The 21,612-nt window shown below is 29.4% G+C and carries 40 protein-coding genes and 1 pseudogene; 21 read left to right on the top strand and 20 right to left on the bottom strand.

The window, feature by feature from the left end; all coding sequences use genetic code 11:
* Window positions 1-58: 58 nt before the first annotated feature.
* Complete coding sequence (locus tag JJ844_00460; protein ID MBO6974150.1) at window positions 59-376, top strand: hypothetical protein; 318 nt, start codon at window positions 59-61, stop codon at window positions 374-376.
* Window positions 377-420: 44 nt separating this feature from the next.
* On the opposite strand, the gene JJ844_00455 is transcribed toward JJ844_00460, so the two are convergent.
* Together JJ844_00455 and JJ844_00450 are read right to left on the bottom strand one after the other, a co-directional pair.
* Window positions 421-1,194 carry a tetratricopeptide repeat protein gene (locus JJ844_00455; protein ID MBO6974149.1) on the bottom strand — a complete coding sequence of 258 codons (774 nt, stop codon included), beginning with the start codon at window positions 1,192-1,194 and terminating at the stop codon, window positions 421-423.
* Between the two features lie 118 nt (window positions 1,195-1,312).
* Window positions 1,313-1,456 carry a hypothetical protein gene (locus JJ844_00450; protein ID MBO6974148.1) on the bottom strand — a complete coding sequence of 48 codons (144 nt, stop codon included), beginning with the start codon at window positions 1,454-1,456 and terminating at the stop codon, window positions 1,313-1,315.
* A 160-nt stretch (window positions 1,457-1,616) separates the two neighbouring features.
* On the opposite strand from JJ844_00450, the gene JJ844_00445 reads away from it, so the two are divergent.
* Entirely contained in the window at window positions 1,617-1,916 is a 300-nt protein-coding gene (locus JJ844_00445) for a cytochrome B (protein MBO6974147.1), read from the top strand.
* A gap of 787 nt (window positions 1,917-2,703) precedes the next feature.
* Here the strand turns inward: JJ844_00445 and JJ844_00440 are convergent.
* Genes JJ844_00440 through JJ844_00425 form a run of 4 tightly spaced genes read right to left on the bottom strand, consistent with a single transcriptional unit; the run spans window position 2,704 to window position 3,515 of the window.
* Window positions 2,704-2,883, bottom strand: a complete 180-nt coding sequence (locus JJ844_00440; GenBank protein ID MBO6974146.1) for a hypothetical protein — start codon at window positions 2,881-2,883, stop codon at window positions 2,704-2,706.
* Window position 2,884: 1 nt separating this feature from the next.
* Window positions 2,885-3,013: a high light inducible protein gene (locus tag JJ844_00435; protein ID MBO6974145.1), complete on the bottom strand. Its 129-nt coding sequence runs from the start codon at window positions 3,011-3,013 to the stop codon at window positions 2,885-2,887.
* 35 nt (window positions 3,014-3,048) lie between these two features.
* On the bottom strand, window positions 3,049-3,309 hold the full coding sequence (locus tag JJ844_00430; GenBank protein MBO6974144.1) for a high light inducible protein: 261 nt from the start codon (window positions 3,307-3,309) through the stop codon (window positions 3,049-3,051).
* Window positions 3,309-3,515: a high light inducible protein gene (locus tag JJ844_00425; protein ID MBO6974143.1), complete on the bottom strand. Its 207-nt coding sequence runs from the start codon at window positions 3,513-3,515 to the stop codon at window positions 3,309-3,311. Before JJ844_00425 ends, JJ844_00430 begins: the two co-directional genes overlap by 1 nt.
* Window positions 3,516-3,839: 324 nt before the next feature.
* On the opposite strand from JJ844_00425, the gene JJ844_00420 reads away from it, so the two are divergent.
* Window positions 3,840-3,947: a high light inducible protein gene (locus tag JJ844_00420; GenBank protein MBO6974142.1), complete on the top strand. Its 108-nt coding sequence runs from the start codon at window positions 3,840-3,842 to the stop codon at window positions 3,945-3,947.
* Between the two features lie 68 nt (window positions 3,948-4,015).
* Here the strand turns inward: JJ844_00420 and JJ844_00415 are convergent, their stop codons facing one another.
* The 4 genes from JJ844_00415 to JJ844_00400 all read right to left on the bottom strand — a co-directional run bounded on the left by JJ844_00415 (window position 4,016) and on the right by JJ844_00400 (window position 5,734).
* Window positions 4,016-4,753 (bottom strand): type 1 glutamine amidotransferase, encoded by a 738-nt coding sequence (locus JJ844_00415; protein ID MBO6974141.1) that lies wholly within the window; start codon window positions 4,751-4,753, stop codon window positions 4,016-4,018.
* Window positions 4,750-5,046: a heat-labile enterotoxin alpha chain gene (locus JJ844_00410; protein MBO6974140.1), complete on the bottom strand. Its 297-nt coding sequence runs from the start codon at window positions 5,044-5,046 to the stop codon at window positions 4,750-4,752. Before JJ844_00410 ends, JJ844_00415 begins: the two co-directional genes overlap by 4 nt.
* Before the next feature lie 10 nt (window positions 5,047-5,056).
* Entirely contained in the window at window positions 5,057-5,347 is a 291-nt protein-coding gene (locus tag JJ844_00405; protein ID MBO6974139.1) for an inward rectifier potassium channel, read from the bottom strand.
* Between the two features lie 117 nt (window positions 5,348-5,464).
* Entirely contained in the window at window positions 5,465-5,734 is a 270-nt protein-coding gene (locus tag JJ844_00400; protein MBO6974138.1) for a DUF1651 domain-containing protein, read from the bottom strand.
* A 149-nt stretch (window positions 5,735-5,883) separates the two neighbouring features.
* On the opposite strand from JJ844_00400, the gene JJ844_00395 reads away from it, so the two are divergent.
* The 3 genes from JJ844_00395 (at window position 5,884) to JJ844_00385 (ending at window position 6,777) form a co-directional block, all read left to right on the top strand.
* Window positions 5,884-6,066 carry a hypothetical protein gene (locus tag JJ844_00395; protein MBO6974137.1) on the top strand — a complete coding sequence of 61 codons (183 nt, stop codon included), beginning with the start codon at window positions 5,884-5,886 and terminating at the stop codon, window positions 6,064-6,066.
* A gap of 73 nt (window positions 6,067-6,139) precedes the next feature.
* Complete coding sequence (locus JJ844_00390; protein MBO6974136.1) at window positions 6,140-6,301, top strand: hypothetical protein; 162 nt, start codon at window positions 6,140-6,142, stop codon at window positions 6,299-6,301.
* A gap of 53 nt (window positions 6,302-6,354) precedes the next feature.
* Window positions 6,355-6,777, top strand: coding sequence for a cupin domain-containing protein (locus tag JJ844_00385; GenBank protein ID MBO6974135.1), 423 nt, complete (start codon window positions 6,355-6,357; stop codon window positions 6,775-6,777).
* A gap of 42 nt (window positions 6,778-6,819) precedes the next feature.
* On the opposite strand, the gene JJ844_00380 is transcribed toward JJ844_00385, so the two are convergent.
* Window positions 6,820-8,523, bottom strand: a complete 1,704-nt coding sequence (locus JJ844_00380; GenBank protein MBO6974134.1) for a YdiU family protein — start codon at window positions 8,521-8,523, stop codon at window positions 6,820-6,822.
* 403 nt (window positions 8,524-8,926) lie between these two features.
* Entirely contained in the window at window positions 8,927-10,270 is a 1,344-nt protein-coding gene (locus tag JJ844_00375) for a sodium-dependent transporter (GenBank protein MBO6974133.1), read from the bottom strand.
* A gap of 138 nt (window positions 10,271-10,408) precedes the next feature.
* Between JJ844_00375 and JJ844_00370 the strand changes: the two genes are divergently transcribed.
* The 3 genes from JJ844_00370 to JJ844_00360 all read left to right on the top strand — a co-directional run bounded on the left by JJ844_00370 (window position 10,409) and on the right by JJ844_00360 (window position 11,437).
* Window positions 10,409-10,690: a DUF3764 family protein gene (locus tag JJ844_00370; protein ID MBO6974132.1), complete on the top strand. Its 282-nt coding sequence runs from the start codon at window positions 10,409-10,411 to the stop codon at window positions 10,688-10,690.
* Window positions 10,691-10,704: 14 nt separating this feature from the next.
* Entirely contained in the window at window positions 10,705-11,004 is a 300-nt protein-coding gene (locus JJ844_00365; protein MBO6974131.1) for a hypothetical protein, read from the top strand.
* A gap of 76 nt (window positions 11,005-11,080) precedes the next feature.
* Window positions 11,081-11,437 carry a hypothetical protein gene (locus tag JJ844_00360; GenBank protein ID MBO6974130.1) on the top strand — a complete coding sequence of 119 codons (357 nt, stop codon included), beginning with the start codon at window positions 11,081-11,083 and terminating at the stop codon, window positions 11,435-11,437.
* 272 nt (window positions 11,438-11,709) lie between these two features.
* On the opposite strand, the gene JJ844_00355 is transcribed toward JJ844_00360, so the two are convergent.
* Entirely contained in the window at window positions 11,710-11,907 is a 198-nt protein-coding gene (locus JJ844_00355) for a hypothetical protein (protein ID MBO6974129.1), read from the bottom strand.
* Between the two features lie 82 nt (window positions 11,908-11,989).
* Here JJ844_00355 and JJ844_00350 point away from each other — a divergent pair, with 82 nt between their 5' ends.
* The 7 genes from JJ844_00350 to JJ844_00320 all read left to right on the top strand — a co-directional run bounded on the left by JJ844_00350 (window position 11,990) and on the right by JJ844_00320 (window position 14,844).
* On the top strand, window positions 11,990-12,220 hold the full coding sequence (locus tag JJ844_00350) for a hypothetical protein (protein ID MBO6974128.1): 231 nt from the start codon (window positions 11,990-11,992) through the stop codon (window positions 12,218-12,220).
* 2 nt (window positions 12,221-12,222) lie between these two features.
* Entirely contained in the window at window positions 12,223-12,438 is a 216-nt protein-coding gene (locus tag JJ844_00345; protein MBO6974127.1) for a DUF2839 family protein, read from the top strand.
* 681 nt (window positions 12,439-13,119) lie between these two features.
* Complete coding sequence (locus tag JJ844_00340) at window positions 13,120-13,395, top strand: hypothetical protein (GenBank protein ID MBO6974126.1); 276 nt, start codon at window positions 13,120-13,122, stop codon at window positions 13,393-13,395.
* Between the two features lie 189 nt (window positions 13,396-13,584).
* Window positions 13,585-13,755 carry a hypothetical protein gene (locus JJ844_00335; protein ID MBO6974125.1) on the top strand — a complete coding sequence of 57 codons (171 nt, stop codon included), beginning with the start codon at window positions 13,585-13,587 and terminating at the stop codon, window positions 13,753-13,755.
* A gap of 192 nt (window positions 13,756-13,947) precedes the next feature.
* Window positions 13,948-14,238 (top strand): hypothetical protein, encoded by a 291-nt coding sequence (locus tag JJ844_00330; GenBank protein ID MBO6974124.1) that lies wholly within the window; start codon window positions 13,948-13,950, stop codon window positions 14,236-14,238.
* 155 nt (window positions 14,239-14,393) lie between these two features.
* The gene (locus JJ844_00325) at window positions 14,394-14,540 is read left to right on the top strand and encodes a hypothetical protein (GenBank protein MBO6974123.1); all 147 of its coding nucleotides are present in this window, start codon (window positions 14,394-14,396) and stop codon (window positions 14,538-14,540) included.
* A 106-nt stretch (window positions 14,541-14,646) separates the two neighbouring features.
* A complete protein-coding gene (locus JJ844_00320) occupies window positions 14,647-14,844 on the top strand; it encodes a DUF2839 family protein (GenBank protein MBO6974122.1) in 198 nt (65 codons plus the stop codon).
* A 27-nt stretch (window positions 14,845-14,871) separates the two neighbouring features.
* Here the strand turns inward: JJ844_00320 and JJ844_00315 are convergent, their stop codons facing one another.
* From JJ844_00315 to JJ844_00295, 5 genes and pseudogenes are all read right to left on the bottom strand, one after another.
* Window positions 14,872-15,132 carry a hypothetical protein gene (locus tag JJ844_00315; GenBank protein MBO6974121.1) on the bottom strand — a complete coding sequence of 87 codons (261 nt, stop codon included), beginning with the start codon at window positions 15,130-15,132 and terminating at the stop codon, window positions 14,872-14,874.
* The gene (locus tag JJ844_00310) at window positions 15,133-15,270 is read right to left on the bottom strand and encodes a DUF3721 domain-containing protein (GenBank protein ID MBO6974120.1); all 138 of its coding nucleotides are present in this window, start codon (window positions 15,268-15,270) and stop codon (window positions 15,133-15,135) included.
* Between the two features lie 86 nt (window positions 15,271-15,356).
* Window positions 15,357-15,587, bottom strand: coding sequence for a hypothetical protein (locus JJ844_00305; GenBank protein ID MBO6974119.1), 231 nt, complete (start codon window positions 15,585-15,587; stop codon window positions 15,357-15,359).
* 112 nt (window positions 15,588-15,699) lie between these two features.
* Window positions 15,700-15,843 carry a hypothetical protein gene (locus JJ844_00300; GenBank protein MBO6974118.1) on the bottom strand — a complete coding sequence of 48 codons (144 nt, stop codon included), beginning with the start codon at window positions 15,841-15,843 and terminating at the stop codon, window positions 15,700-15,702.
* Between the two features lie 932 nt (window positions 15,844-16,775).
* Window positions 16,776-17,039 (bottom strand): annotated as a pseudogene (locus JJ844_00295) (DUF1651 domain-containing protein).
* A 302-nt stretch (window positions 17,040-17,341) separates the two neighbouring features.
* Here JJ844_00295 and JJ844_00290 point away from each other — a divergent pair.
* Complete coding sequence (locus tag JJ844_00290) at window positions 17,342-17,653, top strand: DUF3303 domain-containing protein (GenBank protein MBO6974117.1); 312 nt, start codon at window positions 17,342-17,344, stop codon at window positions 17,651-17,653.
* A gap of 303 nt (window positions 17,654-17,956) precedes the next feature.
* On the opposite strand, the gene JJ844_00285 is transcribed toward JJ844_00290, so the two are convergent.
* Window positions 17,957-18,121: a hypothetical protein gene (locus tag JJ844_00285; protein ID MBO6974116.1), complete on the bottom strand. Its 165-nt coding sequence runs from the start codon at window positions 18,119-18,121 to the stop codon at window positions 17,957-17,959.
* An 11-nt stretch (window positions 18,122-18,132) separates the two neighbouring features.
* On the bottom strand, window positions 18,133-18,318 hold the full coding sequence (locus JJ844_00280; GenBank protein MBO6974115.1) for a hypothetical protein: 186 nt from the start codon (window positions 18,316-18,318) through the stop codon (window positions 18,133-18,135).
* A gap of 314 nt (window positions 18,319-18,632) precedes the next feature.
* Between JJ844_00280 and JJ844_00275 the strand changes: the two genes are divergently transcribed.
* The 4 genes from JJ844_00275 to JJ844_00260 all read left to right on the top strand — a co-directional run bounded on the left by JJ844_00275 (window position 18,633) and on the right by JJ844_00260 (window position 21,593).
* Window positions 18,633-18,866: a hypothetical protein gene (locus JJ844_00275; GenBank protein MBO6974114.1), complete on the top strand. Its 234-nt coding sequence runs from the start codon at window positions 18,633-18,635 to the stop codon at window positions 18,864-18,866.
* A gap of 45 nt (window positions 18,867-18,911) precedes the next feature.
* The gene (locus JJ844_00270; GenBank protein MBO6974113.1) at window positions 18,912-19,361 is read left to right on the top strand and encodes a hypothetical protein; all 450 of its coding nucleotides are present in this window, start codon (window positions 18,912-18,914) and stop codon (window positions 19,359-19,361) included.
* 44 nt (window positions 19,362-19,405) lie between these two features.
* A complete protein-coding gene (locus JJ844_00265; protein MBO6974112.1) occupies window positions 19,406-20,221 on the top strand; it encodes a hypothetical protein in 816 nt (271 codons plus the stop codon).
* 127 nt (window positions 20,222-20,348) lie between these two features.
* The gene (locus JJ844_00260) at window positions 20,349-21,593 is read left to right on the top strand and encodes a hypothetical protein (protein MBO6974111.1); all 1,245 of its coding nucleotides are present in this window, start codon (window positions 20,349-20,351) and stop codon (window positions 21,591-21,593) included.
* Window positions 21,594-21,612 lie beyond the last annotated feature (19 nt).

Below are 21,612 nucleotides of genomic sequence, written 5' to 3'. Positions count from 1 at the left end.
TCGTGGTTGATTTCTTCTAAACATAAACCCATAGAATTTTACAAATTTATTTTATTTAATGAAGTTAAGTAAAGTTTTAAAACTTTCCCTGGGCGCGTTAATTGCATTCCCATTGAGTATCTTGGTGGGTAACGAACTACTTGCAAATCATCTTACAGAAAAATTTGAATATGAAGTAAATAAGGATAATCTTATTGCTTGTGGCGGAAGCGGTGGTGGCGCCTCACCCGCAGCAAAGGCCGCTAAAAAGAAAAAGCAAGCCAAGGCTAAACTGAATTTCAAGAAAAGAGAATTATCTAAAGCAGCAGCGGCAGGTGAAGATACTTCTAAGTTGGCAGCCGAAATAGCTGGACTTGAGGCTCTCTTAGCAAAATAAAAAAGATTTATTTCCTAATACTCAAAAAAAAATATTGGTAAATTTTAAAAACATATTTCTGAATATTCTTTCTTAAATACTTCTTTACCTAGCTTGATTGACTTTTTTAAGTCAATACAAGCTTTTTTAAACTCTTTTAATTTGAAATGTGTTATTGATTTATTGTAGAAAGTATTGTAATTATTGGGTTTTATTTTTAGGGATTTTTTGAAATCTTTTAAAGCTCTCCTATATTCTTTTAAATTGTAATTAGTTACTCCCATATTATTAAAAACTATATAGGATTTTTTATTGATATCGAGGAATTTTTCATAGTCTTTTAAAGCGCCCAAATAATCACTTATTTTAAATTTTGCATTACCTCTATTTAAATATGAATTTTCTTCATCTTGAACGTATTCAATGAATTTAGTATAGTTCTCAATTGCCTCAGTATAGTTTAGAAGTATAAATTGAGAATTTGCGATATTATAAAAAACCTGATCCTGAAAAATCTTTTTTGAAATTAATCTTTCGTAATCTTTAATTGCACCCTTATGATCTCCGATAGCGTATTTGGAATTTGCTTTTTTTAAAATGACTCTAGGGTTTTGATTAAGTTTTGATGAAATATTAAAATCTTTAATTGCACCAACATAATCTCCATAATCATGTTTGGCTATTCCTCTCTCTAGGTAAAATAAAAAATTATCAGGGTATTTTGATATCGCCTTTGAGAAGTTACTTATAATTTCTCTGTTAAATTTATTGTTTAGTTCTTTCGATAAATCTTTATTTTCATGAAGAACAGAGCAACCAGATGTGACAGTTAAAAACATTATTGAAATTAATGTTTTTATTCGGATATTAAAAATTTGTTTTTTGATATCTAAAATAACTTTAGAAAATAAATTAAGTCATTCATATTATATCTTTTGAAAATGATGACTTAATACATTATTTTTCAACTGTATTCTCAATATCTTCTAGTAAATGTTTAGTGGATCTGCTAAAACCATTTGTTTTTAGGTAGTTTTGAGCCTCTTTAAATTTTTCAGCTACTCTTTTTGCATAGGGAGTATTCATGGAATTTTGAGTCATTTAGAAAATGAAATTAATTTCATCATCTGTTTAAGTAAACCCTTGATAAGTATTCAAAAATACAAGAATATAAAAATAGGATTTTTTACTTACTAAAAAAAGTTGTTGTAAAAAGTTTTTTATTTTTAAAAATAAAATTTTTTTAATTCGATAATTGACAATGACAAATATATTATTAATTCTTATCTTGCTGATTGTTTTTTTAGTAATTTTATGTATCTTATCTTTCTATTCAAAACGAAAAAAAAGGTCAGAAAACAAAAGAATTATTAGTCCACCTCACATTTTTTTCTTAAAAGAAAAAGAATTCAATCCTGATATAAGCACAGATAATTGGGATTTACACAAACTTAGATTAGAAAGATATAGAAGATCACAATATAAGGGATTAACTTTCTTTGTAAGTTCGGAAAATAAAATTTACTATCTATCCGAAAAAGGAGATAAAGTTTATTGCTAATAAGTTAAATTAATTTTATAAATAGGGAAAACTGATAAAAATTAGTAATATTAATGAAGTATTTATTTTTATTTTCAGAAAAATTTTACAAGTTTATCGAATGGGAGTGGAATACTTTAAAAAATTTAAGAAGAACAAAAAGAAAAAATTTTTTTCTAAGAGGATCATTTGCTTTATTTAGTTTATTCTCTATTCTTTTTTTAATATTTTCGCCTCCTATTATTTTTGGAATGTTATTTGGAGAAGGATTAAAATTTAGTATTTTTTTTATTTGGATATGGATTTTAAATTTAAAGTTTTTTTGATAATGTATAATTTACTTCCCAAGGTTATTTAAAATTAAGAATATAAAAAATTTATTTTATGCCAAAAATATTCAAACAAAATAAGTTCGCTTTGTTGGGAGCAAATATATTAATAATTTTACTTTGGGTAACTATATCTTCCTTTTTGATGAATTTATTTCAAAGTGAAAATGCCCCATTTTATATGTATAAAATTTCTTTTTTAATAAGATTCCTCCCTCCTATTTGGGTTACATGGTTCCTTTGGATAAAAAGAGGTGGTTTAAAAAGATAAATTACAAAAGCATTTTTACGGATTTACTATAAAAACAAATCAGTTAATATCTGAAAGCTTACTTGAAATTTTCATGTAAGAATTAGGTAATTTAGAGATTGTTTTTAGCTAAGAAACAATCTCTTTTTTTTACAAATATTTTTTCTCATAAAAAAGTGTTTGTCAGTATCCCTATTGACAAACACTCATGACGATCATTTTTTAAAAATTAAACAGGCAATCTATTATCAATTTCTACCACTCCAGAATCCATAAGACGGCCGATCTTGATAACTAAAGCCATATCTAACCTTGAAAATTCAGATTGATGGTTAGTTATCCAATCAAGTTCAGAAAGAGTTATAACTCCCAAAGTATTTACTTTAAGAAAAAGTAAGCCTAAATTCATTCTAAAAAATTCCGGGGATTATCCAGCCGAATAAGCCATAATTTACAACTAATGCAAATAAGCCCATCATTGCCATTCTTCCATTGGTTCTCTCGGCATTTTGCCAATAAGTTGGTTTTGAATTTTCCATTTTTCTCAGTTGAAAGTTTTATAAATAGTTTTTATTTAAACGAAACCAGGAATTATTTGACCTGTTGTGAGATATGCTCCAACAGCAGCAATTAATCCAAGCATTGCGAATCTTCCGTTGAGAGTTTCTGCAACAACTTTTTCTTTTTCGATTGTTTTGACTTTTGTGTTTGTGTTTTTCATTTGATTAAAAGAAGAATAGTTTAAATTTTCGTTTTGAAATTGCTTGGTTAGATAAGCAACAAGGATGGCTGTAAAGAATACAATTACGGCTAAGAAACCTGAAAGTGGACTCATTAAAAAATGCCAGGAATAATTTGTCCAGTTGAAACGTAGGCACCTACTAATGCAACAAGTCCAATCATTGCCCAACGACCATTAACTTTTTCAGCATTTTGTGGGTAGCTGTCATATGAAACAGACTCATCTATGTAAGGACGTGTCTCAGTTGGAAACATATTCTGTCTGCCACCTGATTCAGTAGTAACGTTAGAATTAACCATTTAAATTATGTAATTGTTAACTAATGTAACACTACTATTAACAAATGTAAAGTATTAGGCCGAAATTAAGTTATTTTCAAGATATTTACTACATAAATGTCACATATCAGTAACAATAACTTTTAAATTGTTGTTTTTTAGGCTTGCTACGCTTTACAGATTGGCTCGAAACTATTAAAAATTCAATTTGTTGTTTCAGTATTTATTTTAAAATCCTTAGAAAGATATCAATTTGGTAGAAAAAACTACATCATTCTGATATTTGAATAATTAGTTTTTAGATATAATTTATTTTACTTTCTTATGGAATTCGCAAAAAAAATCATGACCGAAAAAGCTGAAAAGCTTAATGGTAAAGCAGCAATGCTTGGAATGTTTGCTCTTGTAGGAGCCTACTATTTTACTGGTCAAATTCTTCCAGGTATTTTCTAATAAAAATCCTTTTTAAATTTTTTCAGGGGCTTTATCAAGCCCTTTTTTACTGGATTATTATGCTCTTTTTAATTATCTAATAATTCAAATAATTTATTTATTAGAAGCTTTCTTTTTAAAAAAGTTTTATCAATATATTTTTTATTCTCTTCTTTTAAAGTTTCCTGACCATTTAAGCCTAATCCTTTAAGGACAAACTCTTTATCTTCTTTAATCCAGTTATTTATCATTCCCCCCGTCGTCTCTATATGGAATTGTAATCCGTAAGCAAAATTACCAATCCTAAAAAACTGTTCCTTACAACGTGAACTACTAGCAATGAGTACTGCTTTATTAGGTAATAAAATCCTATCTCCATGCCAATGCAGTACATGAAAAGGGTCTTCAAACAGTGCTTTAAAGTCTTTATTTAATTTATTAATAAAAATTTGAGACCATCCAATTTCCGGTAATGCTTTTGGAGGTGATCCATATTTAAGAATTTCTACATCTCCTCCAGCAGCACTCGCAAGCAACTGAGCACCCAAGCAAACACCGATTATAGGTCTTTCATTTTCTAATTCTTTTTTTATAAAATCTCTTTCTAACTTAAGCCAGGGATATCTGTCGCTTCCAATATCTTTAACTCCCATTGGTCCACCCATAATTAGAATTAAGTCACCTTTTTTTGTTTGCGGCAGAGCATTTTTATTATCTAAACGAATAATTTCGATTTTCAAATCTCTTTCTTTAGCAATTTGTTCAAAAAGACCTGGCCCTTCTATTTCTAAATGCTGTAAAACTAATAAGCGCCTTATTCTCTTCATTCACTTTCCATTATTTCAGCTGATTCAGAACAGACATTAACGCTAAACCACTTTATTGCCGACCAAGTATCTTCTTGGTATGTACCTGCTGCAATACTTACAAAACAATCATTTTCATACCAACTTCGATAACTGGGGGTTACTCCCGTTCCTTTTAATCTATTTTCTAGGCCTTTTCCATATTTTTTAATGACAAGATTTATAGCTTCATTCTCAATTTCTCTTTGCTTTTCATCAGCAAAACCTCCTAGGGGTACAAAAAAAAGAATTGATGCAATAAGTAAACGTATCATTGAGTCTTTTTTATATGTAGCTGATTTTATTTAGATTAATTAGTTTTTTAAAATCATCAACTCTATTTTGTCCATTTTTTAATGGTCTTGAGGAGTCAAGAACTGCTGCACAGCATAAATGCCAACAAGATTTCTCATCTAGTCCTAATTTCTTGCATATGTTTTTAGGGGCTTTGATTACTGTATTTATTTCTGCGATATGTTGAGTAGTTTCCCATAATTCTCCTTCAAGAAAGTCAAGTTCAATATTTGATAATAATTCTGTAGCAACGTAATCCCTAATTAGCTCAGTTAATTCCACAATATTTCATTGAAGCAGAAGAAGTTAAATCATCTTTTATTATTTGTATAGCAAGATAAAAAAAAAGGAGCTAGTTTGCACCTTTCATCTATAAAGGCTTTTTCTTGGCCGGATCACTTATCCGTAATTATGAGATACTTCTGTCCATCCTTTTTGGTGCAGTTCGTGCCACTTTTCCCAGGCTGAGTCTATGTTGAGTTTTTCAGAGGATTTGTACCCTCCAGGTTCGCCAAGGTGATTTGTAAAGAAAAGATGAGTATGAATTTTCGAATTAGGTTCAAGAGAATTTTTGCATTCTTCGAAAAAGATAATTCTGCTGCCTTCGGGATTTAGTAGGCATCCTTTGGGCTTGCTAGTGCTACAACCAAATGAGTACTTAGGATCCATACTTTACCTTTAATCGGCTGGCTGATTGTTAATACATTTGTACTATAAATTATATCCTCATTGTTTTGCTGTCAATCCTTTTAAGGTTAAGTACTTATTTACTAATAATTATTTTGTTTTTTAATAAATAAGATAATTTCTTTAAGTTTATGAATTACAGGGAAGATCTAGAAATCAAACTACAAAAAGTAACACTTGCAATGCAGGAAGTTGTAGATGATATCCATAAAACTGAACCTGAGAAGCAGAGAATAATTTCCAAACTTATTGAATTTAAAGAAGCAATCATTTCAAAGGGAATTGAACTTAACATTGAATTAGAGGCAGCCTAGAAATATTTAATATCTCATGAATGTTTAATAACTTTTAGAATAATGTTATTAACAAAGAAGGGTTATTTATCAAATGCAGCCTGGTACTTTTGAATTATTGATCCTAGTATTTATCTTTTTAGGTCTTCAAGCCTGGTGGATTATCCCAATAGTTATTAAGAATAATAAATTAAATAATAGAGGTAAGGATTTAAGAGAGGAAATTAAGCAATTAGAAAAATTATATAAAAAATAAATTAGTTTATTATTTTTGCAAACTACCTATTATTAGTGAAACTCAAATATCTAATGAGATTAAAGAAATTTATTCCAGTTTGCTTCCTTTTAATTGGGACTTTAGCTTTACCAAAACCTTCTCTTGCAGAAGAAAAGATTGAAGTTATACCTATTATTCAAAGTTCAAAAGGACTAAGTGGTAAAAATTTTAATTATCTCGAGGGTAAGCCTGAATTAAGACTCTTAAAAGTAAAAATTCCAGTTGGCTTGAAAACTCCAATTCATACTCATCCTTCCCCAATGTTGATTCATGTCACCAGAGGAAGATTAAAGCATGTGAGGGGTGAAGAAATTAATTTCTTTAAAGCAGGTGATGCATTTATAGAGAGTAATAATGGGGGGCCCCACTATGTGAAAAGTGTTGGGAAGAAGCCGGCCATACTTCACGTGGGAGTTGTATCAGTAGTTGGAATGCCTACGGCCATAAATAAATAAGATTTTTCTCAAAGTTGTTCTATCAGTATGAGGATTAAACTTTTATGAAGAACAGCTGTAGTGAGATACTCCTCCATAGTTAAAATACTGGCTTGGTTTTAGTTGATTATATTTTTGATCTATTTCTGAGGGTTGTTCTATATATGGATTACTAAAGACATCCTGTAACTCTTTTATCTTTTTGTAATTCCCCTTTTCAGCTTCTTCATATGCGGGAACGACCATCCATTCGCGCCAAGTATAGACTGGATTAAGGGATTTCATTGATGTCGATTTTTCTTTAATATTTCCCTCTTTCTTCAAGACTGATTGCCAGTTTTCAAGCCATACTTCCCACCTATTATTGAGCTCATCATTAATTGGTAAATAGAAACTCTCTTTTAAAGAATTTAAGTTATCAGGTATTTCAGAGAGTTTACGGAACAAAATTGTATAGTCTGCTTTTGAAATGACCATGAGATTAAAAAATTCATTTATTAGAGTTTCGTTGTAATGTTCTAAACCAAGCTTGTTTGCCCACATTTTCATCAATTCCTTATTCATTAATTCAGAAAAGTCTTTTTCGATTTGATCTAACTTTTCTTGATCTTGTTTGCTTTGTGAAAGTAACGGACTAAGAGAGGAACAGAATGTTTTAAAGTTGATTGCCGCTGCAGAAGGCTGGTTAAAAAATGAGAAATGTTCACCTCCACCTGTCCATGGTTGAAATCTTGGATCAAATAATTCACAGAATCCAAAAGGGCCATAATCCAAGGTATAACCTCCAGCAGCACAATTATCACTATTGAAATTACCCTGGCAATAACCAACTCTCATCCAGTTGGCTATAAGTGATATAAGTCTTGATCTGTATAAAGAAGCCAGTTTTATTACTTTACTTTCAATTGAAATCTCATATTCAATTTCATCTTTATAATTTCTATCAATTAGATGTTGAACTATCATCTTTAGTTCATTGAGGGCCTCATCATGCGCATTTTTACGAACTCGTCTTGCAAAAAGTTCAATCTGGCCTACACGTAAAAAAGATGGAGCGACTCTCGTAGTAATTGCCGCATGATTATCAATCATGATATCAGGTTCAAAATATCTGGACCCTTCGGAATACCACGGTCTTCTAACTATTTCTGAACGTGAGACATAAAGTGTTAAAGATCTTGAGGTAGGGATTCCCAAGGCATCCATTAATTCCTGTGCGAGAAATTCTCGAACGCTAGATCTTAAGACAGCTCTACCATCTGCTCCTCGACAATAGGGAGTGGGACCTCCTCCTTTAAGTTGCATTTCCATTCTTTTCCCATTGAATAAACCTTCAAAAACAGAAATTGCTCTGCCATCGCCATAACCATTGCCAGTGCCAAAGGGACATTGTTGGTTATATTCAGTTCCGTAAATTGATAATGCATAACCTGTTGCCCAACCAACAGGACTCATTGGATAATTAGCAACAGAAATATCACCTGAGAAAAAACGACAAAAATTCTCGTCTTTAGTAAGAGCTGAGCTTAGATTTAGTTCTTTAAAAAGTTTGTTGCTATGGGAAATATATTCTGGTTCTGGAATAACGGTTGGAACAACTGGTACGTAATGACCTGAATATACTGAACGCGGCTTATGATCATTTCCATCTTTTGTTGATTGAGGATCTGCTTTAAGAGAATTTATAAAAGAATAGTCAGATAGTTGAGAAAATTCAGAAAAATTTTCTGTAAGCTTTCCCTTTAGTGAATCAGATTTTGTAGACATCAAATTTGTTATCTATTCTTGTAGGCGTTCAAATTTCTTAAAATTAAACATCTAAATTTATTTTATATAGATTCTATTAAGGATGGTTTTTGCCGACACGTTTGAGATTAAATAGAAGTTAAAATTTAATACTTCATTAAAAAAAAGTTCTGCAGTATATTTATTGTCTTGAAAAAACTTTTTGCCTCTTAAAAATTTCAAAAGGAAATTTTCATAATATTTAGCCTTTAATAGAAGTCATTGGTAATACTTGTTTTTTTGATTAAATTTTTTTATTTCGCTCAAAATTCTCAAAAAACATATAAGAAATTTAATAGCTTAAAGCTTTGTGCCTACCCCCTATTTTTGCACTATATCGCAGTAAATTAATTCAATTTTATACATTATTATTTTTAATATATTTTTAACTTACCCAGCCTTTGAGCAAATCAAACACACTAATAAATAGTCCAAAACCAATAATTGGGGGCGCAACCCACCTTGTCATGAATTTTAAATAACGTGTCGTTTTGATGCCTACTTTTGAATCACTAAGTTCTTCATTAAACTTTCCAGGTACTACCCATCCCATAAAGAAAGTAACCAAGAATCCACCAAAGATAAGTAATACTCCTCCAAAAATCGAATCAATAGTTCCAAGAATGTTTAAGTTCAATGCAGAAGGAATGCCTGCTAAAAATAGGAAAAGAGTTATCAGCCAAACAGATTTTTCTCTTTTAAAACCAAATTTATCCATTAAAGAGGAAACTGGAACTTCCAATAATGAAACTGAGGAAGTTATTGCTGCAATATAAGCTAGTGCAAAAAATGCAACAGCTACAATTCTTCCAACCGCTCCATATGAACCAAGGCCCGTAGGAATTGATATAAATAATGCACCAACTGTTGATTCAGAAATAGCATCACTTAAACCAAATGTTAAAACAATAGGAAAAGTAATAAGTCCTGCCATAAGACCCACCAAAGTATCTAATGAAGCAACTCCAACACTTAGTTTTGGAAGATTACTCTTCTTATTTAAATAGGAAGCATAAGTCACCATAACTCCAATTCCTAAACTTAAAGAAAAGAAAGCTTGTGTAAAAGCATTTCTTATTGTTTGAGGGTTCCTTAATTCATCAAAGTCAAACTTAAACAAAAATGTTTTGTATCCTTCCCATGCGCCTGAAAGTGAAGTGGCCCATATTGCTAGCGATAGAAGAATGATAAAAAGTATAGGCATAAAGAATCGTGTAACCTTTTCGATTCCTTTTTTTATCCCTGATGAAACTATTATGGCTGTAAGAACAAGACTTAATAGGTGCCCCAATAAAACACTGCTACCACTACTAATTGAGCCAAAGAAAGCTTCTGCTTCACTTAAATTTTTTGGTAATCCAAAAAATAATGAATGGAACAAGGTATCTGCGGTCCACCCCATTATGACTGAATAATATGATGCTATTCCCAAGGGAGCTATAAAGAAAAGAATTCCTAATGGATACCAATTTTTCCCAGCTAACTTTACTGGTGCGAGCAATGTGCTTGCAGTGGCGTTTCTTCCTAAAGCCATCTCAGCAACAAATACCGGAAGGCAGACAATCATAACGATTAGTATATATAAAAGTACAAAAGCAGCACCTCCACCTTGAGAGGCTCTGTAGGCGAAACCCCAGAGGTTACCAAGACCTACTGCGCTACCAGCAGCTGCAAGAATGAATCCCAACTTACTAGTCCATTGTTCTCTTGGAGAAATTTTTGAGTCCAAAATTAAAATCTGTTTTTTATAGTTGATTTATAACCCATAAATAAAAATTAGTTAATACATTGCTTAATAAAAACTAATCTTTATTCAATTATTTTTTTGCAAAAAGATTTAAAATCTAAAAAACATCTCATTATTGCTATGACTATTGAAACGACTATTTTAGATTTTCAACTAAGTAATACTTTTGAACAATATGAATCTCATATGAATGCTGAGGAACAGCAGTCGATGTTTAAAGAAATGGGAGTTAAAACTTTTTATATTGGTAAATCATTAGATGATCCTCAACGCGCGACTGTAATTTTTCAAGGACCAAAAAATGTTCTATACGATATTTTTATGAACCCTGAAACAAAACCTATTGTTGAAGCTTCAGGGCATATATATGCGGGTACAAAAATAACTCGATGGATTTCTTGAAAAATAAATCTTTTATGAATTATCAACTTTTAATTGAATCATATTCTTTTGGGACATCCCTTTCTGAGCAAGAAATAGAACTTTTAAGTCTGGAACTTGAAACTCAAATCATGAACATTAATATATCAACAGATTTTGGCTGTTTTAAATCGGCCCCAACCCATATTTGCGAGGGTCTAAATTTAAAAAAAGATACTTATTGGATTATGTGCCTTGCTGAAATATTAGATTTACACAAGCCCCCCAAATTTGGGAAAACAAAAAGTGTGGAGGTTTTTGATTTACTTCTTAAAAAAGGACTTGTTATTGGTTAATTGTTTAATTATTTGAGTATTAAAAAAGTTGTCTTTTCTTTATTCTGATAGCATTAACCTAGTGTCAGATAAATAAATGAACGATTCTAATGAATTGATATTGGGAGATATTATCAAGCTAACGAGATCAAGTGAAAAGAAATTTAAACTAGGAAATTTTAAAGGGGCAATAGATGACAAAATGAAGGCTAATGAAATATTGAAATCCAAATCTTGTGATGAAAAAATTATTGAAAAATATAGAGAAGAATTATCTAGTTTATATTCTTCAAAATTTGATCTTATATTCGATCATAAGCTGAAAATTGATGAAATAAAGAGAAATGAGATAGTAAAAATGTTGGAACAAAAAAGTAAGGAAAGATTAAAAAATCTTGATTATAAAGGAGCAATAAAAGCCTTTAGGAGGGCAGAAAAATATTTTTCAAATTAATATCAACCTAAATCTCTAAGTTTTTATAAGAGAAATTAAATTTATAAGTTTGAGTATAAAAAATAATGAAAGGGTTGATTTTTTTTCAGAATTCGTTTCTCTAAAGATATATCATTTTTGGTACTACTCATGGTTATGCCCCAATCCACTTTGGAAAGCTTATTATTTTTTTTGATACTTTCTCTCGTTGCAACTTACATTGTTAATTTAAAGTATTCTTCAAAATTAAAAATACAGAAGTAGTTTTAATTTATCTTTTGTCTTAATTAGATTTATTTCCTTGGATCACTCCAAGTTTCTTTGTATAACCAGCTCAAAAAAGTAAGAGTAAGTATATTCCCAAATGCATAACTTATTCCTAATAATGGGTCATAAATATTGGCAATAATCGTCAACATTATAAAGATTATTAACCCTGAAACAACCAAATCCTGAATAGGCAAATGGTTAAAATTCACCGAATTAATCATTTGATAATTGTTTTTAATAGTTTAAATTAATTATAAAACCAACAAGTACCTTATTTATTTATAAGGCAATATCATCTAAGATATGAATAATTTTAGGATTGCTAAAATAATTGTAGTTTTTTCATCATTAACGTATTTGAGTGTTTCTTTTTTAAGAAATTATAATTCTCCAGAAAATATAGAAAAAAGATGTATCCTTAAATTTGAAAAAGATTTTAAAAATAATTTGGAAACATCTCATGAAGAATGGAATCAAATTTTAGATTTAGCTGATAACAATTATTTAAAATGTATGGGAATACCTCATTTTTAATTATGGGAGAGGCAAAGAGAAGAAAAAATTTAGGTATTCCGCCTAGAAAAAAAACTGAAGATATAAAATTGCCTCAACTTGATAAAAAAGCCATACAACAAAAAGTAAGGTCTACTTTGTATAAATATCCAATTATCCCTTTTCTTTTTTATGGAGCTGCAATATTGATCCTAATCGGAGGTTTATTTTATGTTTTTAAATCCTTCAATATAGCTTAATTCAAAGGATTATTAATTTTGATATTTATGATTTTTTGGCATCATCAATAAAGAAACTTGAAGGATAATAAATGAGCAATTTTTATTGTGAAAAAATAATCAAAGAAATAATATATGAGAATTATTTACGATTGACACCATCAAATGGTGTTGTAATTTTAGATTAAATTAAAACTTTTTATGAAAAAAATAAATAAAAAATATGATGAAATAATTCGTCAAGCGGATAATGCAGTTGGAAGAAAAGAAGTAGTTAGTTTATTAAAAAAAGCTGCAATAATTATGTCTAAATCTGAGGAAAACTTAGCTGCTTAAATTTAAAAACTATTTTATAAGGATAAATAAAACACCATAAAGAATAATTGATGAGGATGCAGCCATAATGATAAATGGTAGTATCATGCTTGAGTTTAACCATCTTAAAAGTCTAATTTTTTTGTTAATTACTCTTGGCATCTTTTCTGAATCCCTTGATTGCAACCTAACAAGTAAATAAATGGTGTAAATGATTAATTAATTTTTTTAAATATCATTCTTTAGCTATTTTGGAATTAAATTTTCTAAAGAAAATTATTCTAATTTCATCCGAATTTTTTATTCTAAGAGAAATTTTTAGGTAATTAATACCTTGTATTCTTCAAATTTCTTATGCAAGATTTAGAAACATTAGATTTCTAAATAATGATTAAAAATTTTAAAGAGGACCCTGAAGAATTTAAAGATTATGATTCAGAAATGTTACTTAGGATTCTAAATAAGACATCACTGGAGAATGAAAAAGGGGATGATAAAGAGCTATTTGTAGATGAAAATTGGAAAATTAATTCAAAAAATATGAGTAATATAATTCCTTCAGATAATTCAAATTTGAAAAGAATATTATCAAATATTTTCCCAAATAAAAAAATAGTGATTCAGGATAATAATGATGGTTCGCAAACAATTTTCTTATCCTAATTTAGGAAATATTAAAACCTTATTTATACTTTCTACTCAATATTTATTTTTTTGAGAAAAATTTAGTAAAAATTACTCTCGCGGAATTTTTTTAAAGATGTTATTATTCACTAACGTTCATCCAAGTTTATATCTCTGGACGCATGAAATGGGAGTAGGGAACGGGATTCTCATTAACTGCAAAAGACCATGAATAACCTCTTACAAATAAGAGAAAAAATCAAAAGAGCCAATAGGCTTTATGAAGCCCAACTTTTGGCTACTAAAAGTGGAGAAGTTACTCCATACAGAAGATCCGTCTTTGAAGAAAGAATCAGGAAAACACAAAAAGAAATGAAATTGAAAGACTCAAAAAATTAAATTCTTTTTTGAAACTGATTAATTAAGAGGGGGTTTTAGCCCTCTCTTTTTTTATTTTTATAAAAACAAAGTAATTATTAATTTATTTTTTCGATTATCGATTATTAAAAACAACATAATTTTGATGCTTTTACTATTGATTTAAATTATATAAATGGCAAATTTAATTCAGTAATTAAGAGGTAAACAAATATGTTTAAAGAGAAAAATAAACAAATTAAAACCTTACCCAATAAATCAAATTTAGATCAAGTTTTATGGTTTATAGAAAATTATTTGCCCCAAAAGAAAGATCGAGGTGTTCAAAAAAAATTGTATATGGATAATCTAGAAGCAGAGACTATTAAGATATTTTCTAAATTAGCCTCTACACGTTCTAAAACATTATTACCAACTCCGAAAAATACGACAATCTCTTTTACCTTTGGTAATTGGGCCTTGCCTTACCTGAAATTGCTTAAGAAAATAGGAATAGCTAAGTAAGAAAATTGTGATCGGCTAGAAGTAGATTTATCCCGCAAATAAAAATAAATAAAGATTAAAAAGTCTCAGAAAGTTCTTTTTGAAATTTAAGGAGGAATACTTACTTTACATAAAAAATACAATTGCTAAGTTTAAGATAAGAGATCTATTCATTAATGTTTCTAAATTATCTGCCTAGTGAAATGGTTGAAGTTGTTGGTTTGACAATGATTTTTTCATTTTTGGTTGGAACTATCTTAATTTTGTTATTTACATCAGATCAGGCAAATACAAAGAATCTATATTTAAAGAAGGCTAAATAAATTTAAAATAATTTGTTTATCTATAAATGACCTCTGTTTTTAATAAAGTTAACTCGCAGGTTTAGAACATAATTTTTAATATTGATACATAAACAAATTTAAGATTATGGGCGAAGCTAAAAGAAGAGAAGAATTAGGATTGCCACCTAGACAAAAAAATGAATTAAATAAATCTGATAGATACCTTTCATGGCTTCCAATTACTAAATCAAGAATTAAGAAATACCCTTATATGGGTGTAGCAACAATGGCACTAGGAGCGATAATTTTCTTAGTAAGTGGGGGCGCAAATAGTATTAATTAGTTAGATTTTGCTTGGCTTAGAATATATCTAAGATTTTTTTTGTAATAGTTTAACGCCAGATATTATTGAGATTATTGAAGCTATACCAAGAAATATCGAATAAAAAGGTTGCAAATTAATAATGCCAAAATTACCCGTATGCCATTTTATTAACCAAAAAGCATCTACTCCTAATGGTTGAAGAATACTATAAATAGTCCCAGATACAATAGTAATTAGTAAGGGGATTGCTGAAATTGCGGTTATTTTTCTGTGAATTTTTCTTTGATCTTTTTTTAATTTTTCCATCTATTTCCTCAAATAGATATGTAATTCTTTTTCGTTTTTGCATGGCATCCATTTATCTTGATTCTTATGTATTCCTTCGCAACCAATTTCTAAAGCTCTTTTTTCAGCTTCCTCCTCAGAAAGAAATGTACCCCTCATATGTGCAAGAAAATAGTTATTGAAATTTAGAGATAAGAAAAATAAAAAAATAAAAAATTTAAAATTTCTAAGAATAATACGCATTTTTAACTTTTAAGGATAGAGTCACAAATACTAGATGGATTTGCTTGTTTAACTAATTTTAGTCTTTTGATAAGTTTGTCTCGATCTATTTGATGTTTTAAATAATTAATACATAAATTTTTTTCCTGATATACCATTGCTATTGGAGCAATTTTTAAAGCAATAGCAAAAGTACCAATAACTAAAAGAATGTTCGTAGCTAGTCGAATATTTGGTCGAAAATTTGATCTCATTAGTATTCTTTGTTTCTGTCAATAACTTCCTTTAAATATATATCTTTTAGCTCGTCATTATATCCATTTTCTTTTGCAAATTCTTCTAATTCCTTCAACTCTTTTTCGATCATTAAGAAGATTTGGATATATTGTTTTTCATATCTTCAATTTGGTTGATTAATTCATCTAACCATTCTGTATTATTTTCGGATCTTTTCTGAAAATATGTAATTTTAGGTTGATTTATTTCTAGTGTCTCATAATCTCCACTCATAAATTACCCCTAAATTTATACTCTGCATAATTTATCTAGAGAGATTATTCCCATCAATAGGTTCTATTACTTATTAGAAAATTAACATAGGTAACAAGTCGCTTTTTTAATGGTATAAATATCAAGGAATTTATCTCTTACATATATGCCAACTAATGAAGAACTAGAAAAAAGAATTGAGACTTTAGAAAAAGAAGTACAACATCTTAAAGCTGTTCTGCAATATCAAATGAGAAATAAGAAAAAGTGATTCTTATTGCATAGCAATTACTTTTGGTCAGATAAGCACTCTCTTTTGGTTGTTTTAGGTACCTAATGAAAAAGCTAAATATTAAAAATTAGTCCATAATTAATCACTATCTGAAAAAATAAATTTAGTCATTGATATTTTGAACATATTTGTTTATATATATATAAAACTAACCTATATGATTAACTCAATAGCTATTACATTGTTATTATTAGGTCTTTTAGTCGCTTACAAAAGACTCAAAAGAAAGAAACGGCAATTTCACGCACCACCTACAAATCAACTTCCTAGTTGAAGATTAAATTCCGTCTTCGTCTTCTCCAAAAGGATTGTATCTAATATCCCAGATAAGAACTACTGCTATAGATAAAAGCAATAAACCAAAAATAACTTGAGGAGGTGGGAATAACATCAATAAAATATAACAATTATCAATAAGCTTTGCTTATGAAAATTTTAGAGGGTAATCGATATTGTTTGGTTCTAAATGTTTTACATATCATGCTGTTGCGCAATCTACTCCCTCACTATTGATGCTACAAGAAATTATACATTCAAAAAAACTTTCCAAAGCATCTGAATCTTTAATATTTGAATAAATGTCATTTTTCATGTTCAATCTTCCATTCTGAAGCTTATCTAGCAATTAATTTTAAATAATGTCAAATTTTAGGTAAAGGACCTATTCACCATTTTTTCTAAAAAAACTTTTGAATCTATAAGTTTTTTCCCACCCTTCCTCTAAAAGTTTTTTATATTCGTTTCTTGCTTCTTCGATAGATTCAACCCTAGAGCCTTTCATAACTGGCTTTCTTGATCGCTTATAAATACAACCTTAAGAAATAAAATTTGCATTAAAGATGCAAGAGGGCTTTGTATTATCTTCAAAAGGTTCAAACACTTTAAACCTATATTTGTCGTTAATGATTAAAGTAAACTTTTCCAGAAAAAAATATTGTTAGCTTCCCCAAAAATAAATTTTAAAAAGCGGGATAATCCCCATTCCCCAGCCTTTTGTAAAATCCAAGCACTACATATGGTGTTTGTAAGCATTTAAAATTACCTATTGATGGGGTTGTATGTTTCTGTTTAATTTGTCATTATAGGAGTCCCCATCACCTAGGCTCGTAAGAGTCTTTTTTTTTGCTATTTTTCCTTTTAGGCTTAAGCCCTTTTTAATTAGTGTTTAAAGACTTTTTATTTATTTTTTAAATGCGATAATTGATAATTAAAAAAATTATTTTATTCATGCAAACATACATAGTTCACTGGCAATTCCCAGATCAAGAAAGCCATATGCAAGGGGCAGAAGCTTTCGCGGGTTTTGTGGAAGGAGGATGCGAAGGTGATGAATTTGATGGCTTTAAAGTTATTAATCGAGTAGTAAATCCTGAAGGAGCCAACGGTTGGGCAATAGTTGAATCTTCAAACCATCAGAACATTTGGAAATGGAGTAATATTTGGGTCGATAATTTTGGTGTAGAAATTGAAGTTACACCAGTTTTAACAGATCAAGAATTTCTCTCGGTCCATAAAGAAATTGAAGCCGCCTCGCGCTAAAACTTAATCTTTTAACTGATTAACTGTCTATCTAACAAAGAGGGATAGATCTTTCTTTGTTATGAATAAAATTCTAGGCTGATAATCAATAAATGTGGTCTGCATTAAGATTATATAGAGGAGTAATAAATCTTGAGTTGGAATTGTACCGTTCTTGTCTTCATCCATGGAAACTTTATGAGATTCAATTTAGGATTGAGCACTCCTGTTACAACCCTTTGGTGTAATCCATTTGTATTCTTTCTTAATTAAGGGTTGATAATGGTAATTTTAAAAATTCATAACTGATTAGGAATTTAAAAACTAACCAAGAGAATCTAAATCTCTTCTATAGTGAACTGAATTCGCTTCATAACTTGTTACTTTCTGTTCATTCATTAGATCTGCAATAGTTGGATATTCTTTTTTATTTTTAAGATTTATTAAGTTTTTATTTTGAATTAAAATTGTTGATCTTTTCAAATTCATGATTAATTTCCTCAAAATTTTTGTTGGATTCTGATTACAGACCCTGGATGGTCATGCACATAAGAGTTAAATTCTCTCGCAAGCATAAGGCAATCGTATGCATCGCGAGCATAGAAGCCGACTTGATGTGTATTGTTTAATGAATCTTTGTAACTCAACACATATTTATTACAAGATTTGATCGGTGTTGAAGGCATTTGACTTATGTCAACTACCACTAGTTCTAACTAAGTAAGATAAGCAATTGTCTATAAAATATGTACGGTTTGAGGTACAAATATATACGGATAGAGGACCAACAATTAAATTTTAAAATGTATATAATGCTTGAGTGAGAAGAAAGAAAAAGGAATAATCTCTCTGAAAGCACTGTAAATTTGATACTTCTTTTTAAAGTAGGTTCTTACTATATAAATTATTATTTTTAAATAATATTTTCAAGTTTCGGAAGGTTTTTCCTTGACACAACAAAATCAGGTTGTTAACTGAAATTAGATATTTTCATGTTTTGATGTATCCAAAAGTTTCTCTAATAAATAAAGATAAGAGCAACTTAGTGGTTTTTGAAAGCGATGTAAATAACCCTTTAAATGAAGGTTTTGTAGCTTATTGGGAAATTGTTAAATCGAATAATAAGCAGTTAATTTTTAAGAAAAGACTAACAACAAAAAGAGCTCAAAAAAAACTGACAATGCTTGAGGAAGAGGGTTGGATTAAGATAAATGAAATAGATCAGGTAGCTTAAAAGATTAACTTCTTGAGAAGTCATTTAACGTATTTCTTGAAAATTATGGTAAGAAATAAATTATGCTTATTCTTTATATTTTTTGTAATAGGATGTTCAAAAAATAATCCAATAATATTTAGGAGTTTTCAAGCATTAAGATGCGAATCAAATATAAAAGAAAAAAAATATAATGATTATATTTTTAATAGAAATAATGGTTATTTATACTTTTATGATCATATAAAAGACGAATTTTTCCTGAAAAATGAAAGATTCGAATCAGGATATTTTAGTGAAGATTCAACTGAATTTTATTCAAAACTTATGAATAACAAATTAATAATCACTACAATTGAATATGATCATGATTCTTCAAAAAATGATAGAAAAATTAAACACATTATTAATATAAAAAGATTATCTAAAAAGACATTTGAGATAATAGAAAACAAAAATTATTTTATATTCAAGTCAAAATGTTTTTGGATTGATCCAAAATTAGGTATAAAATAATCAAATAAATTTGAAAAGAAATTAAAATTGAAAAGTTTTAAATCATGAAAAGAAATAAATTATCATATTTTTTAATAGCTTATTTAATAAGTTTTACTTCTTTGCGTATAAACCCTTTATACTCATCAGCAACAATTTTAAATTGTAAAAGTCAAGTTCCTAAAGGCCCCCCTTGTCTCATAAAAGCCTCATCTTACAAGGTAGAAATTCAAAAATTAGATATTTGTTCGAAAAATCCATTTCCAGATTTCAGGACTACTCCAGATTATGCAGGCTCATTATGCTTAAGTTTGTTTGACAAGACAAATAATTCCAGCAAATTAAACTTAACAAATGACTTGAAATTAAAAATACCTGACAACACGCTTGACAATAGAGAATATAAATATATTTCCATTATTTTTAAAAATAAATTTACTGTTTCAGGAAAATTCACCTCAAATGATTATTCATGGATCACTGGAAGAAAAGGCCCTAAAAATGTTTTCAAAGTAAAAGATAATTTCAAAGTTCCGGGAAAGTTTAGCGAAAAACTAAAAAATTGGCGGGGTCTAAACAATTTAGATAATAAATACTGCGATAATAATGGCGGGACTTTCTCAAGATGTGATTTGAACTATAACGGATATAAATTAACTGCAATTGGTTTAAATGAAAATTATATAGAAACTTATGGAGAAAAAATAAAATTTCTTTTTTACAATGTAGAATTATCTCCTCCAATTACCTTAAACAAAGATACAAAAGGTACTATCAATATAAAATCTCAGAGAAATTTGGAGGTCTATGGTGATGGGAAAGATATAAAGTCAATTTCAGTGGCTCCTTTAATATTGAGAGCATTTTTTACAGAAATCTAAAAATTTAATTTTGAAAATTATAAATAAAACTAATAAATACTTTTTAAATAAGAACTCAAAAATTAACGGGTTTACGTATATAGAGTTCATACTTGTAATAACTCTACTTGGCATTACCGGTTCGATAGTGGTCCCTATATTCAATTATTCACAAAATAAAGCCCGACAAAAAGAAGCTACCTTAATTGTAAATTCAATGCTCAAAGCTGCAAAATCAAATTATGGCTTATATGCTTATTTACCTTCATCTATCCGCGAATTAATAAAATTTACAAGTTTAAAAAAATGTAATGCGAATGATGTTGACATATATGGAAGATTATCTTGTAAGGATTTGAGAGCTACGCCTGTTGAAAGAGATGATATTAATTTTTTCTCGCCATCTGGTAATTACAAAATTGAGATTTCCTCAACTTTTAGCGAGGAAGAGGGTTCAATGTTTCTAGTTAAGGCTAATCCAAATGGCTTAACTTATAAGGATGATGGGAGTGCAGTTATTGGTTGTTATAGTCCCACAAGTGGTGTGAGTTTAGTTAAAGAATTTTCAGGATTTGATAAAGGAGAAAAAGATTATATAACTTGCAGTTCTCGAGAAAATAGAGGTATTGGCAATGGAAACGGGAATGGCATAGGTAATGGAAACGGGAATGGCATAGGTAATGGAATCGGAGGTAATGGAATCGGAGGTAATGGAATTGGAGGTAATGGAATTGGGAATGGAATTGGAAATGGAATTGGAAATGGAATTGGGAATGGAATTGGAAATGGAATTGGAAATGGAATTGGGAATGGAGTTGGTAATGGAATTGGAGGTAATGGAATCGGAGGTAATGGAATCGGAGGTAATGGAATCGGAGGTAATGGAATTGGAGGTAATGGAATTGGAGGTAATGGAATTGGAAATGGAATTGGAAATGGAATTGGAAATGGAATTGGAAATGGAATTGGGAATGGAATTGGGAATGGAATTGGAAATGGAGTTGGTAATGGAATCGGAGGTAATGGAATTGGAGGTAATGGAATTGGAAATGGAATTGGAAATGGAATTGGAAATGGAATTGGAAATGGAATTGGGAATGGAATTGGAAATGGAATTGGAAATGGAATTGGAAATGGAATTGGAAATGGAGTTGGAAATGGAGTTGGGAATGGAATAGGGAATGGCTCCGGCAATAGAAATAGTCAAATATCTGATATCAATGAACAAACATCACTTCCAGGAAGTAGTGAAAACAAACAAAAAATTACTATCACTAAAACCGTTGAAAAATTTAATACTTCTAATAAGAGAGAAAACTTAGAAGAAACAAATGACAACCCTAAACTTGAAATAAATCAAAATGAATCTCTAATTCCTCCTTGGTTTAGGTAACAAATTAATGATTTATAAA

The sequence above is a fragment of the Prochlorococcus marinus CUG1435 genome (genome assembly GCA_017644375.1).
Lineage (GTDB): Bacteria > Cyanobacteriota > Cyanobacteriia > PCC-6307 > Cyanobiaceae > Prochlorococcus_A > Prochlorococcus_A marinus_AH.
The sequence above is the reverse complement of the archived record's forward strand: the minus strand, read 5'-3'. Positions and strand labels throughout refer to the sequence as shown.

Coding starts and splice junctions, on each gene's coding strand:
- JJ844_00460 (MBO6974150.1), top strand. CDS start 59: ATGAAGTTAAGTAAAGTTTTAAAACTTTCCCTGGGCGCGTTAATTGCA.
- JJ844_00455 (MBO6974149.1), bottom strand. CDS start 1,194: ATGTTTTTAACTGTCACATCTGGTTGCTCTGTTCTTCATGAAAATAAA.
- JJ844_00450 (MBO6974148.1), bottom strand. CDS start 1,456: ATGACTCAAAATTCCATGAATACTCCCTATGCAAAAAGAGTAGCTGAA.
- JJ844_00445 (MBO6974147.1), top strand. CDS start 1,617: ATGACAAATATATTATTAATTCTTATCTTGCTGATTGTTTTTTTAGTA.
- JJ844_00440 (MBO6974146.1), bottom strand. CDS start 2,883: ATGAATTTAGGCTTACTTTTTCTTAAAGTAAATACTTTGGGAGTTATA.
- JJ844_00435 (MBO6974145.1), bottom strand. CDS start 3,013: ATGGAAAATTCAAAACCAACTTATTGGCAAAATGCCGAGAGAACCAAT.
- JJ844_00430 (MBO6974144.1), bottom strand. CDS start 3,309: ATGAGTCCACTTTCAGGTTTCTTAGCCGTAATTGTATTCTTTACAGCC.
- JJ844_00425 (MBO6974143.1), bottom strand. CDS start 3,515: ATGGTTAATTCTAACGTTACTACTGAATCAGGTGGCAGACAGAATATG.
- JJ844_00420 (MBO6974142.1), top strand. CDS start 3,840: ATGACCGAAAAAGCTGAAAAGCTTAATGGTAAAGCAGCAATGCTTGGA.
- JJ844_00415 (MBO6974141.1), bottom strand. CDS start 4,753: ATGAAGAGAATAAGGCGCTTATTAGTTTTACAGCATTTAGAAATAGAA.
- JJ844_00410 (MBO6974140.1), bottom strand. CDS start 5,046: ATGATACGTTTACTTATTGCATCAATTCTTTTTTTTGTACCCCTAGGA.
- JJ844_00400 (MBO6974138.1), bottom strand. CDS start 5,734: ATGGATCCTAAGTACTCATTTGGTTGTAGCACTAGCAAGCCCAAAGGA.
- JJ844_00395 (MBO6974137.1), top strand. CDS start 5,884: ATGAATTACAGGGAAGATCTAGAAATCAAACTACAAAAAGTAACACTT.
- JJ844_00390 (MBO6974136.1), top strand. CDS start 6,140: ATGCAGCCTGGTACTTTTGAATTATTGATCCTAGTATTTATCTTTTTA.
- JJ844_00385 (MBO6974135.1), top strand. CDS start 6,355: ATGAGATTAAAGAAATTTATTCCAGTTTGCTTCCTTTTAATTGGGACT.
- JJ844_00380 (MBO6974134.1), bottom strand. CDS start 8,523: ATGTCTACAAAATCTGATTCACTAAAGGGAAAGCTTACAGAAAATTTT.
- JJ844_00370 (MBO6974132.1), top strand. CDS start 10,409: ATGACTATTGAAACGACTATTTTAGATTTTCAACTAAGTAATACTTTT.
- JJ844_00365 (MBO6974131.1), top strand. CDS start 10,705: ATGAATTATCAACTTTTAATTGAATCATATTCTTTTGGGACATCCCTT.
- JJ844_00360 (MBO6974130.1), top strand. CDS start 11,081: ATGAACGATTCTAATGAATTGATATTGGGAGATATTATCAAGCTAACG.
- JJ844_00355 (MBO6974129.1), bottom strand. CDS start 11,907: ATGATTAATTCGGTGAATTTTAACCATTTGCCTATTCAGGATTTGGTT.
- JJ844_00350 (MBO6974128.1), top strand. CDS start 11,990: ATGAATAATTTTAGGATTGCTAAAATAATTGTAGTTTTTTCATCATTA.
- JJ844_00345 (MBO6974127.1), top strand. CDS start 12,223: ATGGGAGAGGCAAAGAGAAGAAAAAATTTAGGTATTCCGCCTAGAAAA.
- JJ844_00340 (MBO6974126.1), top strand. CDS start 13,120: ATGATTAAAAATTTTAAAGAGGACCCTGAAGAATTTAAAGATTATGAT.
- JJ844_00335 (MBO6974125.1), top strand. CDS start 13,585: ATGAATAACCTCTTACAAATAAGAGAAAAAATCAAAAGAGCCAATAGG.
- JJ844_00330 (MBO6974124.1), top strand. CDS start 13,948: ATGTTTAAAGAGAAAAATAAACAAATTAAAACCTTACCCAATAAATCA.
- JJ844_00325 (MBO6974123.1), top strand. CDS start 14,394: ATGTTTCTAAATTATCTGCCTAGTGAAATGGTTGAAGTTGTTGGTTTG.
- JJ844_00320 (MBO6974122.1), top strand. CDS start 14,647: ATGGGCGAAGCTAAAAGAAGAGAAGAATTAGGATTGCCACCTAGACAA.
- JJ844_00315 (MBO6974121.1), bottom strand. CDS start 15,132: ATGGAAAAATTAAAAAAAGATCAAAGAAAAATTCACAGAAAAATAACC.
- JJ844_00310 (MBO6974120.1), bottom strand. CDS start 15,270: ATGAGGGGTACATTTCTTTCTGAGGAGGAAGCTGAAAAAAGAGCTTTA.
- JJ844_00305 (MBO6974119.1), bottom strand. CDS start 15,587: ATGAGATCAAATTTTCGACCAAATATTCGACTAGCTACGAACATTCTT.
- JJ844_00300 (MBO6974118.1), bottom strand. CDS start 15,843: ATGAGTGGAGATTATGAGACACTAGAAATAAATCAACCTAAAATTACA.
- JJ844_00290 (MBO6974117.1), top strand. CDS start 17,342: ATGCAAACATACATAGTTCACTGGCAATTCCCAGATCAAGAAAGCCAT.
- JJ844_00285 (MBO6974116.1), bottom strand. CDS start 18,121: ATGAATTTGAAAAGATCAACAATTTTAATTCAAAATAAAAACTTAATA.
- JJ844_00280 (MBO6974115.1), bottom strand. CDS start 18,318: ATGCCTTCAACACCGATCAAATCTTGTAATAAATATGTGTTGAGTTAC.
- JJ844_00275 (MBO6974114.1), top strand. CDS start 18,633: ATGTATCCAAAAGTTTCTCTAATAAATAAAGATAAGAGCAACTTAGTG.
- JJ844_00270 (MBO6974113.1), top strand. CDS start 18,912: ATGGTAAGAAATAAATTATGCTTATTCTTTATATTTTTTGTAATAGGA.
- JJ844_00265 (MBO6974112.1), top strand. CDS start 19,406: ATGAAAAGAAATAAATTATCATATTTTTTAATAGCTTATTTAATAAGT.